This is a genomic window from Mycobacterium sp. 4858 (assembly GCF_900240975.1).
In the GTDB taxonomy this organism is placed as follows: domain Bacteria; phylum Actinomycetota; class Actinomycetes; order Mycobacteriales; family Mycobacteriaceae; genus Mycobacterium.
The window spans coordinates 1401013-1416246 of the sequence record NZ_LT968776.1; the positions used below are offsets into that span (position 1 = coordinate 1401013).

A 15234-nucleotide genomic window follows, 5' to 3' on the forward strand; every position below is an offset into this window, starting at 1 on the left:
ACGGGATCACTCGAACGGGGACTGCACCACCACGAGAACGGTTGACGTCCGGGAACTTTGGCCGACGGTCGAGGTCAAATACGCGAGGTAATACTCGTCGGACACCGCCCGTGCCACCGTGATGGGCACGTCGATGCTCGCCGACCCGTCCGGGGAGAACTGGCCGGTCGAGGGCGTCACGGTGATGCCGCCGTCCGAGGCGGTGCCGGTGACCGTGTATCCGCCGGCATCGCCGATCATCCGCTGGGCGTCGAGCCTGACCGTGCCCGTGCTGCCCGGGGCGATGGTGACGATCGGGCTCGGGACGTTGACGGTCACGGCCGAACTGGCGGCACCGAACGACGGCGGGGCGGAGGATTCGCCTGTGCCCCAACTCTTGTCCGGGTAGGTGGCGAGCGTGAAGCTCAGTTCCCCGCCGGTGCGGATGAACGACTCGGGCAGCCACGTGTGGTCGGTGGCCTGCCCGTCGACGCGCAGGCCGCTGACGTATCTGAGACGGCGCGGTCCGGACGCGCCGGGCGCCGAGATCCGAATGGTTTTGCCGCCGGGAAGCGCGATCACGACGCGATCGAAGAGCGGTGCGGCCACGGTGAGGATCGGCGTTCCCGGCGTGCTCGGATACAGTCCCAGGGCCGCCCAGACGTACCAGCTGGCCATCGCGCCCAGATCGTCGTTGCCCGGTTCCCCGTCGGCCGTCGGGCCGAACAGCCCGCGCACCCGGTCGACCGTGCGCTGCGTCTTCCACGGCTGACCGATGTAGTTGTACAGCCACGGCACCCCGAAACCGGGTTCGTTACCGGCCCACAGGTAGGGCTCGTTGGGGCCGACGTTCAGCTTCCTGGTGAAGCCGTCGAGCCGCCCGGCCACCGCCTGGCGCCCGCCGAGCGCGGTCACCAGGCCGGCCACGTTGTGCGGCACCCACCAGACGTACTGCGCGGCGTTGCCCTCGTCGAATCCGACCTGGCCGAAATCGGAGGGCGACACCACGAACGCGGGCCCGGCGCGGAAAAAGCTGGTCCAGCTGCGCGGCGAGACGTACCGGGTGGTCGGGTTGAACAGGTTCTGCCAGTACTGCGACCGCCGCTGGAATTCGGCGGCGGTGGCGGTGTCGCCGAGCGAATCGGCGAACCGCGAGATGGCGAAGTCGTCGACCGACCACTCGAGCGTGATCGACGCGGCGGCGATCCAGCCGTCGGTGCGGAACTCGAAGGAGAACGGCGCGTAGCCGAATTGCTGGTATGTCTCGATGCCCGGTCGCTCGACGTAACCGCCCAGCCCCACACCGCCTTTCGTCGCCGCGTTCACCATGTAGCGCAAGGCCGCGCGGGTGTCGAAGCCCCCGGCCCCGAAGGCATGCAGGTTGACGATGAGCGGCACCACGTTGTCGCCGCTCATCTCCGCGGTCGCGGCGTTGGCCAGCGCCCAGCGCGGCAGCGCTCCGCTCTGCTCGGCGTCGTTCACCAGCGATTGGGCCATATCGCCGGCCCGGTCCGGGAAAAGGAGCGCCTGCAACGGCGCCAGACATCGGTAGGTGTCCCAGTCGGAGAAGTTGGCGTACTGGGTGTGCCCCGCCGCCACGGCGTGCACCGCGCCGTCGAACCCGATGTAGCGTCCGTCCGCGTCGTTGAAGGTGTTGGGGTGCAACAACGATCGATACAGGGAGGTGTAGAACGTTTCCACGTCACCGGCGTTGCGGCCGGCGACCGAGATGCGCGACAACGTGGCGTTCCACGTCCTCGACGCGGCGTGGCGCACGTCGTTGAAGCTGGCGGCACCCTCGGCCGCCAGGTTGGCCCGCGCCCCGTCGATACCGACGTAGGAGATCGCGGTCCGCACCTCGAGCACCGCCCCGGCCGGGAACTCCACGTATCCGCCGCTGTACGGCGAATTCGCGCTGCGGGCATTCGGATACACCGCATTGCCGTCCCATGCCCCGTAAGAAATGAACGGCTGGCTGAATTTCATGGCGAAATAGACGGTGTAGGTGTTGTTCTTGCCGCAGAACCCGCCGCTGGTCGCCCAGCCGGTGATGGTGGTGTTGTCCTCACCGATCTGGATGGTCGCGCGGGAGTTGCCCGCCAGCGACGCTCCGGAACGCACGTGCAACAGCGCGGGGCGGCCGTTGCGGGGATAACTGAACCGGCCGACGCCCGTGCGCGTGGTCGCGGTCAGTTCCGCCTTCACCCCGGTACCCGGGAATCGCACCGTGTAGTAGCCCGGCACGCCCCGTTCGGTGTCGTCGTGGGCGATCCGTTCCCAGGCCTTCCAGGGCTGCGAGCCAATTTCGTTGGTGGTCGGCAACATTGAGATGTCGCCGAACGCGGCGCAGCCCACGGAGGCGTGGGTCATGCTGAACCCGGTCGAGCGCGGGTTGTCGTAGTTGTAGCCGGCGTAATTGCCGACGGTGTCCGGTGAGTACTGCACCATTCCGAACGGCATGGTGGCGCCGGGGAAGTTGTTGATCTCCCCCACCGTATGGCCACCGGTTCCGGTGCCGATCAGCGTGGCGACGTGGTCGACGGGGTCGGTCACGAATCCGGGCTCGCCGTCGTAGGCAACGGGCGGCGGCGCCGCAGCGACGAACGCGATGAAGACGACCGACGCCGCCAGGAGCGCGACGAGGGCCCTGCGTGACCGCATACCTGTCTCTTACTGGACAACGGTGTGTTGGGTGGCTGTTTCTTCAAACGAATTGGATAACGATTTGCGGATCCGGCCGGGCAGCTCAAAGCACGCATCAGAAGGACGGCACCGCCCGCGTCCCCGCGCGGAAAGCGGTGGTGATTCCGGGCCAGGGACCGGACCACCATCGCACCCTGACCGAGGAAGATGACGCTACGCCGCGCAACCGAACGGGCTTACGGTGAACCCATGGCAGAACAGTCATATGCGATCGACGCCGGGCACCCGCCGTCGATCCTGCTGCGCTTGGTCAACCCGGTGTTGGGGTTGCTGCTGCGCACGCCGCTGGCCGGCCCCGCCCGCAAGCAGCTGATGGTGCTGAGCTTCACCGGGCGAAAAACCGGCCGGTCGTTCACGATTCCGGTGAGCGCCCACGTCATCGACGGTCAGCTCTACGCGCTGACGGGGGCCGCGTGGAAGCGGAATTTCCGAGGCGGCGCGCCGGCCCGGGTGGTCTACGACGGCGAGACGACCGCGATGCGCGGGGAGCTCATCTCGGACCGCGCTGTGGTCTCCGATCTCTTCCTGCGCTGCGCCGAGTCCTACGGCGTCGCGCGCGCCCAACGCATGATCGGCCTGAAGTTCCGCGACAATCGCATGCCGACGCGGGAAGAGTTCGCCGAGGCGGTCGACCGGATGAACTTGGGAGCGGTCCGCCTGGCGCGCGGCGGCTAGCGACCGCTACTCGGTAGAGCCGGCGGCGCGCAGGTGGGCGGCGAGCAGGCTCTGGTCGAATCGTGAGCGCGACCCGATGGCCTCCTTGGCCAGCTCGGGGAAGTCTTTCGCGATTTGTTCGGCGAGCACGCCCAGCTTCATGTTGCGCACCTGGGACAACGACTTGAGCAGGTTGAACGCCGCCTTCTCGTCGACGCCGTAGACCAGCATCAGCATCCCCTTGGTTCGCTCGATCGCGCCGCGACGGTCGGCGATCTCGGCGACCTGTGCGCTGATGGCCTCCTCGCGCTTGCGGCTCGACGTCGGCGTGACGTCGACGTAGAAGCCGTGGGTGCCGATGACTTCACCGCTGTCGTCGCAGAATTGGTCGCCCACCACGACCACGTCGTGGGTGTTGCCGCGGGTGTCGACGATGCGGTGCCGGGTGCTGAACGGGCGGCGATGCTTGATCATGTCGTCGATGCCTTCGGCCACCCTGGCCCGGTCCGCGGGGTGCTTGTGGGACAGCACCAGCTCGGTCGTCGGGGTCACCGTTCCCGGCTCGTAGCCGTGCATGCGGTGCACCTGGTCGGACCATTCCCAGCGTTGATCTTCGAAGTAGAAGCGGAACCAGCCCGCCCGCTGCGGGGTGCCTCCCGCGAGCGCCCGCTCAACCGCCGCCGCCTGGCCGTCTAGATCCCACGCCACGACACACGCTCCGGGTGGGACACCGACGCCCAATTCTCGAGCGACGCCAGCCGGATGGCGTCGCTTTCCTGCAGCCGCAGCGCCGACACGCGGCAAAGTTCGCGGGATCGGTCGACCTGCCGCCGCGCGCGTTCCACGGAATCGGCCACCGAACGCTGCAGCGACCTGGCGACGTCCGAGGGCGTGCCGCGGGCCGTCCGCGTGCTGCGCCGAACGGTCTCCCGCAGCTCGGCGGTGCGGCGCGCCGAACGGGCGCGATGAGCCCGCTGCCGACAGGCCGACGAGCAGTAGAGGGCGTCGGACCGGGCCGAGGACCCCGCCCCGCACGCGCCGCATGTCATCCCCGACATATCCGTTACGTTACAGCTATCCGGCCGCCGCTACAGCTATGTTCGGACCGACCAGGGCGCGGCCACAGCCGTTCCAGCATCCCGCCGAAAGATTGGTTTTGGGCGGCCGCGCTAGTCGTGTCTGCCCGGCGCCGCCAGGAAGTCGAGCACCAGATCGACGAATTTGTCGGGGTTCTCCATCAAGGCGAGATGGCCGCAACTCATTTCCGCGTAGCGAGCTGTGGGGATCAGCGCGGCCAACGCTCGTGCGTGAGCGACTGGCACCATCTGGTCGTGTTCACAGCCGATGACCAGTGTCGGTACGTATATACGCTGTGCTTGATCGCGGACATCCACAGTGAGGTCAAGGGCAATCTGTCGCCGCATGCCGGGCCAGTCCACTGCGGCTACGACGTCCGCGGTCAGGGCCTGAATCGATGCGGGGTCGAGTTGATTAAGGTGCTTGGAGCTCAGTCCGCTCAGCAGCATCAGTCGGGCCATGGCCGAGCGGTCGGCGTCGATGAGATCGCGCCAAATTTCGAACTGCAGCTTTTGGCGTGCATCCGTGTCTACGAACCCGGCCAAACTGACCAGCGAACGCACCGCGTGGGGGTACTCCGCGGCGATGAATGTTGCTACCGCCGATCCCAGGGAGAATCCAACGAGGTCGAACGGTACCGCGCCCGCCGCCGTCGAGGCGGCGACCACCTGAGCGGCCAGGCCTGCGACGGTCAGCGGCCCACCGTCGTCGGTTGTCTGGCCCGAGCCTGAGTAGTTCGGACGAACGACCATCCGGCCTACACCCAAGGGAGCCACGACACCGGACCAGTTCGATTCCGCATCGCCACCGGTACCGTGGGCCAGCACGAGACCCGGCCCGGTGCCATCGACATGGAATACGACCCGCGCGCCCTCTACGTCAACTGACGACACACGCGTGTTCATCGCATCGGCCGAAGCTCGAAGACCGGGATCACACGATCGGGTTTGGGGTAGCCCGCTACGCGAGGGTGTTGGGATTTGATCAACGACAGCAGCCGCGCCCCCTCCTGTGGACTCAACTCCTGGGCGATCGCGTCATATGCCGTCTCGCCGATCTCCACTTTCACAACCGGGTGCGCCCGAAGGTTGTGCACCCACGCGGGATTTCGTGGAGCACCACCGAACGAGCCGATCAAGATGACCCGTCCGTCGATCGGAAAGTACTCCAAAGGCGTCAGTCTGCGGCGGCCCGACTTAGCCCCGGTCATCGTCAACAAGAGCACGCGCGATTCCCGGAATGGACCACCAACCACCCCGCCGTTGCGGCGAAATTCGACCACGATCTGCTCGTTGAAAATATGCAGGGCGGCCGGGTCGTCGAGCACTTGAGCGTAGGTGGGAACCGAAGGCAGTTCCGCGGGCGGTCGCGTGTCAGAACTCACCGGGCCTACTGTGCCCGGCCGCCGCACGCTCGGCCAGGCCGTACTGTGCAGGGGGACCGCCTAACCAGGGGCCTCACAAGTCCATGTTGGCCGCCCGCCCACTGGGCCATGATGTGGTATGAGCAAGTCGGAGTTGGGTGAATTTCTGCAGGCGCGGCGTGCGGCCGTGTCGCCCACCGTCGCCGGCTTACCGGACACTGGGCAACGGCGCCGGGTTCCCGGCCTTCGGCGCGAAGAGGTGGCCGCCATGGTCGGATTGTCGACGGACTACTACGTCCGCCTGGAACAAGGCCGAGGTGGGCGACCGTCGGAGTCGGTCCTCGACGCAATCGCGGCAGCTCTCATGCTCGATACCACAGAACGCGAGCACCTCTACCGGCTCGCACATCCACCACGTCAACGTCCGCGCGCACGACGGGAACGGGTGTCCCCGCCGGTGCTCGCGTTTCTGCACACTCTGACGGTGCCGGCGCTGGTGATGACCAGCAGCGCACAGGTCATCGGATGGAACGGTTTAGCCAGTGCGGTCTTCACCGATTTCGCGAATCGCCCTGCGCGAGAAAGGAACACCGCGTGGTTGCTGTTTCGTGACGAGGAAGTCGCCGCCCGCCATCGCCAATGGGAGACAGCCGCACGCAATACTGTCGGCATGCTGCGCACTGCCGCCGGCAAGGTACCAGACGACCCTGACCTGACCGCGCTGGTGGGCGAGCTATCGGTTTTCAGTTCGACATTTCGACGCTTGTGGAGTACCCACCACGTTTACGAGAAGTCGACCGGAGTGACGCAACTCCGACATCCTCAAGTCGGGGATCTCGATTTGACGTTCGTCGGGTGGACAACGCCCACCTCACCGAACCAGACTGTCGTCACCTACACGGCCGAGCCAGGCTCACCATCGGCTGACGCTCTCAACCTCCTCAGCTCGATCACAGCAACGAATGAGACATCCGCCGTCCACACATCAGATCAGCGGACCGGCAACGTCGGCAGTCCGCCGGCTCGATGAATGGCCCGAACACGCAGCAACATTGCTTCTTCACGGTTTCATCCGTATCAACGGCTGTCTCGTTTCTAGAGAATGAAGACGGCTCAGATCCTGTCTCATGGCGTAGCTGGCACAACGAAGGCCCGAGCTTTGGTTCAATTCGACTCCTCCAGGGCGGTGGATCATTAGTGAAGCAAACGTTACAGTTATGCCCGTGGCTGAGGTAAGGACCGTCCAGAACGAGCGAGTTGACGCATGCCCGCCGATCGCGACGTGGGAAGTGGCGGCCGTGGCAGTGGTCGCCGGCGTTGTGGCGGCGTTGTCTGCGTGCCGCTATGGCTACTACTACGACGAGTTGTACTTCATCGCTGCCGGCAAGCGGCTGGCGTGGAGTTATGTCGACCAGGGCCCGTTGGTGCCGCTGCTGGCACGAGGCATAGATTGGGCTTTTCCGGGATCGTTTGCCGCGCTGCGGATTCCGGCGATCGTCGCCGCGGTGGTGATCGTGGTCTTCAGTGCAGTCATTGCACGCGAACTGGGTGGCGGACGGTTCGCGCAGGTGCTGGTCGCGGCGGCGTGCGCGACGTCGGTCTGCGCGCTGGGGCAAAACCAGAGGTTGACGACCAACGGTATCGATACCGCGTTGTGGGTGCTGTTGGCGTGGCTGATCGTGCGCTGGGTGCGCACGCGCAGCGATGCGCTGCTGCTCGCGGCCGGGGTGGTGACCGTCGCGGCACTGGAAGTGAAGTGGCTTGCCCCGGTGTTCTGGGTCGTGATTCTCGTTGCGGCTGCATCCCTGGGCCCACGGGAGCTGCTGCGCCGGCCAGCACTGTGGTGCAGTGCCGCGTTGGTCGTGGTGTGTGCGAGCCCGATGCTGGTGTGGCAGGCCAATCATGGTTGGCCACAGGTCGGTATGGGTGCTGTGGTGCGAGGTCAGACCACTGGGTTGGCGGGCGGTCTGCTCGCCTTCCTGCCCGGGGTGGCCGAAATGTGCGGCCCCCTGGGCGCGGTCTTGCTGGTGTACGGCGTGTGGCGATTGTGGCGATCGCCGCAGCTGCGGCCGTACCGGTTTGTCGGTTTGGCATTTCTGCTGATGGTGATCATCTTTGCGGCTACTGGCGGGCGCACTGAGTACGGTGCCGGCTTATATGTGGCGGTGATGGCCGCAGGAGCGGTGGAACTGGCGGCGGTGGTACGCACCCGGCGAGCGGCTGTCGCAGTCGCGGCCGCTGTTGTGGTGTCGGTCGTGGCGTTCGTGGTGTGGCAGACCCCGTGGCGATCGGCGTCACAGTTGACTCCGGCCGCAGATTTCGCCGCCGGTGTCAACGGGCAGGCCTACGGTGAGTTCGGCTGGAAAGAACTGACTGCAGCGGTGGCCGGCGTGTATCAGCGGATGCCGCCCGAGCAGCGTCGCACCGCGGTGATCGTGACAGAACGCTACATCCAGGCCAGCGCGCTCGACTATGACCGGGAAGGGGCGGGCCTTCCCGCGATTTACAGCCCTAAGCGCGGATTCGGCTACTTCGGCAACCCGCCGGAGACTGCCCAGACCGTAATCTGGGTCGGTAGCACCGCGCAAGGCTTGCAGCGGTGGTTCATCTCCGTGGTGCCGGCGGGGACGTTAGATGTTCGGCTCGGCATGCCGCTAGTCACACGTGACGTCACCGTCTGGATATGCAACGGCCCCCGGCGGCCGTGGTCTTCGTTATGGCCGACGATGATGGACCTCTAGCGCGGGCAGGCCACCGACGCTGACGCGAAGCAGGGCGAGTCAGTGACCAGCTGGCAGTTCCGCGCGGAGGGCTGGCTGAGCGGCGGGTGTCCATGGCGCTAAGAGGAATTCGTCGACAAACCGGGCGAAACTGGCATCGACGTACCTAGGGTCGTCTGCTGTGAAGTACTCGATGATGAAGCCCTGAAAGGCCGCCAGCGCGATCCGTGAACGCGTTTCCGCGACATGGGCCGGAAAGCCCAACGCTTCTAATCGGGCTTGGGAGTTGCGCGTCAGCAACGACAACGTGCTCCAGGTGTAGGCCCGGTAGGCGCTGTCACGCCCACAGGCCGCCCCGAAAACTTGCAAGACGATGCGTAAGGTGTCGCTGCGATCACCGCGCGTGCACGCATGCCAGTCGTCAAAGCACCAATTCCGGTGTGCCACAAGCGAAACCGGCAGCTCGACCTCTTTAGTCTCCGGAATCGCAGCACGCTGCTGACGATTCAGCACCTCAAGAATCAATTGTTCCTTGCTGCCGAAGTAATACACCAGCATGCGAGCGCTGGTGCCCAGCTCGGCGGCCAGCGACCGCAGCGACGTATCAATCACCCCTGTGCGCGCCAGGACGACACTGGCGGCGGCAACAAGGTCCTGACGCTTGGCATGATCAACCGGACGGGGCACCCCTTAGTGTAACAATGCTTCACTAACACTGGCTGCGCGGAGCGTCTCTGTTCTAGAGAAAAGAGACACCTGTGTGGCGGCCATCTTCCGTCCTATTTATCCCGGTCTCAGCCATTGCGCTGCAAGCTAATCGGGTCCGTGTCACAACGCAGCACCACGGGATAGGCACCGCGTTCGACAGTCACCCGGTCCAACTCGTCGATCAGGTCTTCACCGGTGATGCTGCGTTCGATCATCATGCCTAGACATTCACGGGTGTGCTTGTCGATGATCGAGACGATCTCGATCGGCCACCCGTCGGCGTCACGTCGAACTGGAAGTCAGTTGCCCACACCTTGTTCGGCGCATCAGCTACCGCCCCCGGCGGGGCCGTGGAGGTGCCGTGGCGTTTGCGCTTGCGCCGCTGCGGAGCCCGCAGGCCCTCTTCTCGCCAAAGTCGATGGATCTTCTTATGATTCACTACCCAGGCCTTCGCAACGGGCATCGTGGTAGGCCGGCCGGAACCCGCGGTGCGGGTGGGCCCTAGCGCAGCCAGTCCCGCAAAACGGCATCCGGATCAGCCGGAGTCGCCGAACGGGGTTCATGGCGTTGAGTTGCGCGGTGCTGCCCGGTCACGCGGCAGGCGAACCGCTCTCTGACCCCCAGCGCCCGCTGGAGGTGACGAACGACCGCCCGCCAACGCTCCGGGTCTAGAAGTTTCCCTTGGCGACCTCCCGCAGCGCGTCCTTCTCCGACTCAGCATCAGCCGATAGCCGCTTGAGGGTGGCGTTCTCGCGTTCAAGTTCCTTGAGCTTCTTGGCGTCCTTGCCTTCCAAGCCACCGAACTGGTTGTGCCAACGGTGATACGTCGCCCCCGAGATGCCCAACTCCCCGAAGACCGCCGCGGTGTCCTTGCCCTCAGCCAGGCGATGCGCTCGCGGCGCCACCCGCTGCGTTCCACCAATGGGGTCGCGCCAGCGGCGCCAACGGAACGGGGATCGTGCAACGAGCCGGCGATCGCAGCGTCATCGAACTCTCGACGGGCGTCCGCTGGGAGCGACTCACACCGACGCACGACGAGTGGGTCGACTTTCTCGAGGTGATCTACACCCCCGGTGGACAGTCCTGCGATGGTGGTCAGGCCGTTCGACACGACGGCCGCGAGTACCTTTACGTTCTGCACGGAGAGCTGGAAGCCGTCATCGGCTTCGACACCCTGCGACTGCATGAGGGCGACTCGCTGGCCTTCGACCCCGCGACGCCACACCAATACCGCAACCGCACAACCGAAATCGCACGCGTCGTATCCGTCGTCGTGCACAATCCCACGAGGTGAGGTGTCCGCGTCTGCGGGCTACTACCTGCCGCGTGTCTGCTGTTCGAAGGCAACAATTTCCGCACAGATCTGGTGGGGGCGGTCTTCCTGAATGAAGTGTTTGGCACCGCTGAGGATGGCCGTGCGGTGGTGTGCGAACGCGGCTTCAAATCGCTGACGCTCGCTCGCCCGGAATCCGGTGTCAGCGTCGCCCCATACGATCAGTGCCGGCGTGCCTGCGAGTGCAGACAGGCCGGATTGGACCTCGGTGAGATAGGTTCGGCTGGCGAGGATTTCGTGCGGAAACAGCGCGGTGGGCACGCGGGATCTCGGTGTCGGGAATGGCCCGCGGTAGGCGGCCTTCTCCGCGGCGGTCAGGCTGCGGCTGACGCCAAACGGCAACAGCAGCCTGACGAAAAGATTGAAGCGCTTGATCAGCCACCGGCTGACCGGGTTGCCCGCGATACGCGAGAACATGGCGATGTGGGCGACATCTTGCGCGGGCCGTGCCCAGGTGTTGCCGACGATCAATGAGTGGATTAGCTCGGGACGACGGCCGGCGAAACCGAGTCCGATCGGGCCACCCCAGTCCTGCACCATCAACCGTATGTCGTTGAGCCCCAATGCTTCGACGAAGGATTCGACGACCGCGGAGTGCTCGACGGGTTTGTAGCTATAGCCTTCACGGGCAGTGCTGAGCCCGAATCCGGGATAGTCGAGCGCGATGCATCGAAACGATCCGGACAACTCGGCGATCATGTGCCGATAGAGGAACGACCACGTGGGGTTCCCGTGTAGGAGCAGCAGCACTGGGCCGCTGCCTTCGTCGACGTAGTGCACGGTGTTGCCATCGATCTTCAGATAGTGGTTCTCATAAGGAAACGCTGTCGTGTCGAGCCAGGGCGGTACTGCCGGCGCAACGGTCATGAAATTCCCTCTCTACTCTGATATTTCAATCGTTGCCCACCGGCGGCCGGCACGTTCACGTCTGCTCTTGGGTAACGAAACGATTCATCATCGGGAAGGTGCCGTTAGGCATCAGCCGTGACATCGGATAGAGAAGCTTCGCCTGCCCGATCCGCAGCTCCGTGCGGCCGGTTATCAGCGCGCGGACGACTGCTCTGCCGACCACCACCGGGGCGATCTTCGGGCCCCCGTAGCCGTGGGTCAGTTCAGTGTCAACGGTCGGCGGCAGCACTTCCAGCACTTGGAGCGGAGTGTGCCTGGTCTGGTGGCGCAGCGCCTGAGTGAACGCATGCAGTCCTGCCTTGGCCGCGGAATACGCGGGATTCGCAGCCAACGGCGCATAAATCAGCCCCGTGGTCACGTTGACAATTGCGCTCTCGGGTCGACCTAGCAGCATTGGCAGCAAGGCGGTCGACAGGCGCATCGGCGCCAACAGGTCAACGGCAATTTCGTCGTCCATCATGGCCCGGGCAGTCGAGCCCTGTAGGTCGATTTGGGTCATCGTGCCCGCGTTGTTGACCAGGATGTCCGGCGGGCGGCTGTTGCTCAGGTGATCGATGAGCCGTGCCCGTTGGGCGCCGTCGCCGAGATCGGCTGCCACGGTGCGGATCTGCGGGTCGGTGTCCTGCGCCGCACGAAGCCGCGCGCCGTTGCGGCCGACGATGAGCACGTCGGCCCCTGCGGTTCGCAACGCCCTCGTGATGGCCAAGCCGATCCCCGCTCCCCCGCCCGTGACCACGGCGAGCTTTCCTTCAACATTCATCAGACGAGCTCCTCGTCGGCGGTTCGGCCGGGTTCATACCGGTTGGATGGCCGCACTTGATCGGTCAAACGGGGCCGTGCTCTGCAAACGTTCTTCGGACGTCGCACACTACGCTACGGTATCGTAGCGTTTCTCATCGCGTCAACTCCGCGATAATGATCTCCGTGGAGAAACCGACCGTTAGCGGCGCCGACAAGCGGGTCGAACGCTCCGTAGACGCCGTGCTCACGGAGACGTATCGTCTGCTGACCGAGAGCGGCATCGGCGGAGTCAGCGTGGAGGAGATATCCCGCCGTTCAGGCGTCGCAAAAACAACGATCTACCGACATTGGCCCTCGCGCAGCGCCCTGCTTCTAGACGCATGCTCCAAACTGGGCGGGTCTCGCCCGATTCCAGACTCTGGCAGCTTTGCCGGCGACATCGCCGCGCTGGCCCGCGACCTCGCCGCAGAACTTCGCGCCGCCCAATGGGCGTCGATTCTGCCGTCGATCATCGATGCCGCCGAGCGCGACCCCGACCTGGCCCGCGTGCACGCCGCCCTCCACGAGGCACTGATGTCGCCGTTCGTCGCCGTGACTGAGCGCGCGCAAAGACGGGGCGAACTTTCCTCGGACCGGTCCCCGACCGAGGTCGTCGCCAGCTTGGTCGGCCCGCTCTTCTATCGACGATGGTTCTCCAAAGAACCGATGGACGACGAGTTCGTGACACGCTTGGTGAGCACGGTGACTGAGCGTGCATGACCGCCAAGTTGGGCCGCGCCGTCGCACCGCGCTGGCCCGCTGGCAGGAACTGGCAGGAAGTCGTTGAGTTCGGCGTACACCCGAACTTCGACGTGGCCGGTCGGCTCGTTCACCCACACGGTCCCGCGCCGGCGGCGGCGCGGGTTCGGGCGATGACCGGCTGCGCGAAACCGGCGGAGCTCACCGCACGTCGCACCTCCTCGTCGACCGCGCCGGCGCGGTCGATCGGCACCAGCGCAATCACACAGCCCCCGAACCCTCCGCCGGTCATCCGCGCGCCCAACGCGCCCGCGCGCACCGCGGTGTCGGCGATCAGGTCGATGTGGTCGGTGGTGATCTCGAAATCGTCGCGCATGGACGCGTGCGATTCGCTGAAGATCCGCCCCGCTTCGGCGAAATCCGAATCATTCAGTGCCGCAACGCAATCCAGAACCCGCTGGTTCTCGGTCAGCACGTGGCGGGCCCGTCGGGCGTCGACCGGGTCACGCACCGCTGCCACCGCGGACGGCCCGCGGTCCTGGATTTCGCGCAGCGACGACGCCCCGAGGTCCGCGGCCGCCCGCTCGCACGACGCCCGGCGTGCGGCGTAGTCGCCGCCGGCGTGACTGTGGCGGGCCCGGGAGTCGATCAGCAGCAGCGCGACACCGGCGGAGTCCGGGTCGAAGGCCACCGGCGCGAGCGTGAGGTCGCGAAAGTCGATCAGCAGCGCCGTCGTCGGCCGGCCGAACAGCGCGGCCAGCTGGTCGAGCAGACCCGTTGGGGCGCCGACGTAGTCGTTCTCGGCGCGCTGGGCCAGGCGCGCCTGTTCCTTGGGGTCGATGCGCACGCCGGCGGCCGCCGCGATCGCGCCCAGCGCCGCGCACTCCAGCGCCGCCGACGACGACAGGCCCGATCCGATCGGGACGTCGCTCGTGATCCGCATCGCGCCACCGGGCACAGGGTGGCCCGCCTGTCGCAGCGCCCAGATCACCCCGGCCACGTAGGCGGCCCAGCCGGACACGCCGCCGGGGGCGGTGTCCAGCGGGATGCGCACCGACCCATCCGCGCGGTCGCTGGCCACGGTGACGGCGCCGCCGCGGTCGGGCGTGAACGCCGCCACCGTGCGCTGGGGCAGCGCGATGGGCAGCGCGAACCCCAGGTTGTAGTCGGTGTGCTCGCCGATCAGGTTGATCCGTCCTGGCGCGGCATAGCGGACCGTCATCCCAGCTCGCGCAGCCGCTCGGCCACGCTTTCGGGCGTCACATCGCTGATGAACGCTTCCATCGCGGACTCTGACCCCGCCAGGTATTTGAGCCTGGTGGCGCTGCGCCGGACCGACATCAACTCGACGTGGAAGTAGCCCTCGGCCTGGGAGCCGGTGTCGGTGTATTGGTGCAACGCCGAAATATAGGGCAGCGGTGAGGAATACATTCGGTCGAACCTCCCCAACACGTCGAGGTAGATGCGCGCGAACGCGTCCAGTTCTTCCTCGTCGAGTTCGGTGATGTTGCGCACGAACCTGTTCGGGTAGATGTGCACCTCGACCGGCCAGCGCGCAGCGAACGGCACGAAGGCGGTGAACAGGCCGTCGCGCACCAGGATGCGGCCGCCGTCGGCGACTTCACCGGCCAGTAGGTCACCGAAGAGGTTGGTGCCGTGACGCTTTCGGTGCCGACGCGCCTGGCCCAGCATCACGGCGGCTCGCGGCGTCAGGTAGGGATAGGCGTAGATCTGACCGTGCGGGTGGTTCAGCGTCACCCCGATCTCTTCGCCGCGGTTCTCGAAGCAGAACACCTGCTCGATCCCGGGGGTGTCCATGAGCTCGGCGGTGCGGTGCCGCCACGCCTCGACGACCAGCCGGGCGTGCGCGGGCTCCAATCCCGCGAAGGAGCCGGTGTGGTCGCTGGAAAAGCAGACCACCTCGCACCGACCGTGCCCCGGGGCGGACACGAACCCGTCGCCGGGGGGCGCCAGCGCCGGCCCGGCGCCCGACAGGCTGGGGAAGCGATTCTCGAACACCACGACGTCGTAGTCGGGGGCGGGCACCTCGCTGGTGAGACCGGTCGGACCCGGGCACAGCGGGCACTGGTCGGCCGGCGGCATGTAGGTCCGGTCCTGGCGCAGCGCGGCGACGATCACCCACTGCCCCGTCGTCTGGTCGAACCGCAACTCGGAGTGCTGCCCGGCGCGCGCCGGCAGCGGCCTGCGATCTTCGACCGGTGCGGGGCGGTGGCCGGGCAGCGCGAAGAACAGCAGCTCACGGCCGTCGGCCAGCTTCGCCCGCGTCGGCGCTGTCACGATGTCGAAGA

Annotated in this window: 15 protein-coding genes and 2 pseudogenes; 5 read left to right on the forward strand and 12 right to left on the reverse strand. The window is 66.2% G+C overall.

Translation table 11 applies throughout. The features are described from left to right. Window positions 1-6: 6 nt before the first annotated feature. Window positions 7-2640, reverse strand: coding sequence for a GH92 family glycosyl hydrolase (locus C1737_RS15125; protein ID WP_102418774.1), 2634 nt, complete (start codon window positions 2638-2640; stop codon window positions 7-9). A 231-nt stretch (window positions 2641-2871) separates the two neighbouring features. On the opposite strand from C1737_RS15125, the gene C1737_RS15130 reads away from it, so the two are divergent. Further along, on the forward strand, window positions 2872-3357 hold the full coding sequence (locus C1737_RS15130) for a hypothetical protein (RefSeq protein WP_102418775.1): 486 nt from the start codon (window positions 2872-2874) through the stop codon (window positions 3355-3357). 6 nt (window positions 3358-3363) lie between these two features. On the opposite strand, the gene C1737_RS15135 is transcribed toward C1737_RS15130, so the two are convergent. From C1737_RS15135 to C1737_RS15150, 4 genes are all read right to left on the reverse strand, one after another. Beyond that, complete coding sequence (locus C1737_RS15135; protein ID WP_102418776.1) at window positions 3364-4044, reverse strand: PAS and ANTAR domain-containing protein; 681 nt, start codon at window positions 4042-4044, stop codon at window positions 3364-3366. Continuing rightward, the gene (locus tag C1737_RS15140; RefSeq protein WP_142393463.1) at window positions 4029-4394 is read right to left on the reverse strand and encodes a hypothetical protein; all 366 of its coding nucleotides are present in this window, start codon (window positions 4392-4394) and stop codon (window positions 4029-4031) included. The genes C1737_RS15135 and C1737_RS15140 overlap by 16 nt, the downstream gene beginning before the upstream one ends. A 111-nt stretch (window positions 4395-4505) precedes the next feature. Beyond that, a complete protein-coding gene (locus C1737_RS15145) occupies window positions 4506-5318 on the reverse strand; it encodes an alpha/beta fold hydrolase (protein ID WP_233214759.1) in 813 nt (270 codons plus the stop codon). Next, window positions 5315-5740 carry a nitroreductase/quinone reductase family protein gene (locus C1737_RS15150; protein WP_102418778.1) on the reverse strand — a complete coding sequence of 142 codons (426 nt, stop codon included), beginning with the start codon at window positions 5738-5740 and terminating at the stop codon, window positions 5315-5317. The genes C1737_RS15145 and C1737_RS15150 overlap by 4 nt, the downstream gene beginning before the upstream one ends. A 175-nt stretch (window positions 5741-5915) precedes the next feature. Here C1737_RS15150 and C1737_RS15155 point away from each other — a divergent pair, with 175 nt between their 5' ends. Next, entirely contained in the window at window positions 5916-6806 is an 891-nt protein-coding gene (locus tag C1737_RS15155) for a helix-turn-helix transcriptional regulator (protein ID WP_102418779.1), read from the forward strand. Window positions 6807-6993: 187 nt separating this feature from the next. Then, the gene (locus C1737_RS15160; RefSeq protein WP_102418780.1) at window positions 6994-8517 is read left to right on the forward strand and encodes a glycosyltransferase family 39 protein; all 1524 of its coding nucleotides are present in this window, start codon (window positions 6994-6996) and stop codon (window positions 8515-8517) included. A gap of 39 nt (window positions 8518-8556) precedes the next feature. Here C1737_RS15160 and C1737_RS15165 read toward each other — a convergent pair whose 3' ends face one another. Next, window positions 8557-9183 carry a TetR/AcrR family transcriptional regulator gene (locus C1737_RS15165; RefSeq protein ID WP_102418781.1) on the reverse strand — a complete coding sequence of 209 codons (627 nt, stop codon included), beginning with the start codon at window positions 9181-9183 and terminating at the stop codon, window positions 8557-8559. 106 nt (window positions 9184-9289) lie between these two features. After that, window positions 9290-10088 (reverse strand): annotated as a pseudogene (locus C1737_RS27170) (IS3 family transposase); the annotation flags it as partial. Between the two features lie 74 nt (window positions 10089-10162). Here C1737_RS27170 and C1737_RS15175 point away from each other — a divergent pair. Then, the gene (locus C1737_RS15175) at window positions 10163-10498 is read left to right on the forward strand and encodes a cupin domain-containing protein (RefSeq protein WP_158243970.1); all 336 of its coding nucleotides are present in this window, start codon (window positions 10163-10165) and stop codon (window positions 10496-10498) included. 21 nt (window positions 10499-10519) lie between these two features. Here C1737_RS15175 and C1737_RS15180 read toward each other — a convergent pair whose 3' ends face one another. Then, window positions 10520-11404 (reverse strand): alpha/beta fold hydrolase, encoded by an 885-nt coding sequence (locus tag C1737_RS15180; RefSeq protein ID WP_102418783.1) that lies wholly within the window; start codon window positions 11402-11404, stop codon window positions 10520-10522. A gap of 55 nt (window positions 11405-11459) precedes the next feature. Further along, on the reverse strand, window positions 11460-12206 hold the full coding sequence (locus tag C1737_RS15185) for an SDR family NAD(P)-dependent oxidoreductase (protein ID WP_102418784.1): 747 nt from the start codon (window positions 12204-12206) through the stop codon (window positions 11460-11462). Between the two features lie 164 nt (window positions 12207-12370). On the opposite strand from C1737_RS15185, the gene C1737_RS15190 reads away from it, so the two are divergent. Further along, the gene (locus C1737_RS15190) at window positions 12371-12946 is read left to right on the forward strand and encodes a TetR/AcrR family transcriptional regulator (RefSeq protein WP_199182849.1); all 576 of its coding nucleotides are present in this window, start codon (window positions 12371-12373) and stop codon (window positions 12944-12946) included. Window positions 12947-13055: 109 nt separating this feature from the next. Here C1737_RS15190 and C1737_RS15195 read toward each other — a convergent pair whose 3' ends face one another. From C1737_RS15195 to C1737_RS27175, 3 genes and pseudogenes are all read right to left on the reverse strand, one after another. After that, window positions 13056-14147, reverse strand: a complete 1092-nt coding sequence (locus tag C1737_RS15195) for a galactokinase (RefSeq protein WP_102418786.1) — start codon at window positions 14145-14147, stop codon at window positions 13056-13058. Then, on the reverse strand, window positions 14144-15178 hold the full coding sequence (galT, locus tag C1737_RS15200; RefSeq protein ID WP_369807563.1) for a galactose-1-phosphate uridylyltransferase: 1035 nt from the start codon (window positions 15176-15178) through the stop codon (window positions 14144-14146). The genes C1737_RS15195 and galT overlap by 4 nt, the downstream gene beginning before the upstream one ends. Further along, window positions 15152-15223: pseudogene (locus tag C1737_RS27175) on the reverse strand (hypothetical protein); the annotation flags it as partial. The gene galT and the pseudogene C1737_RS27175, both read right to left, overlap by 27 nt. Window positions 15224-15234: the final 11 nt, after the last annotated feature.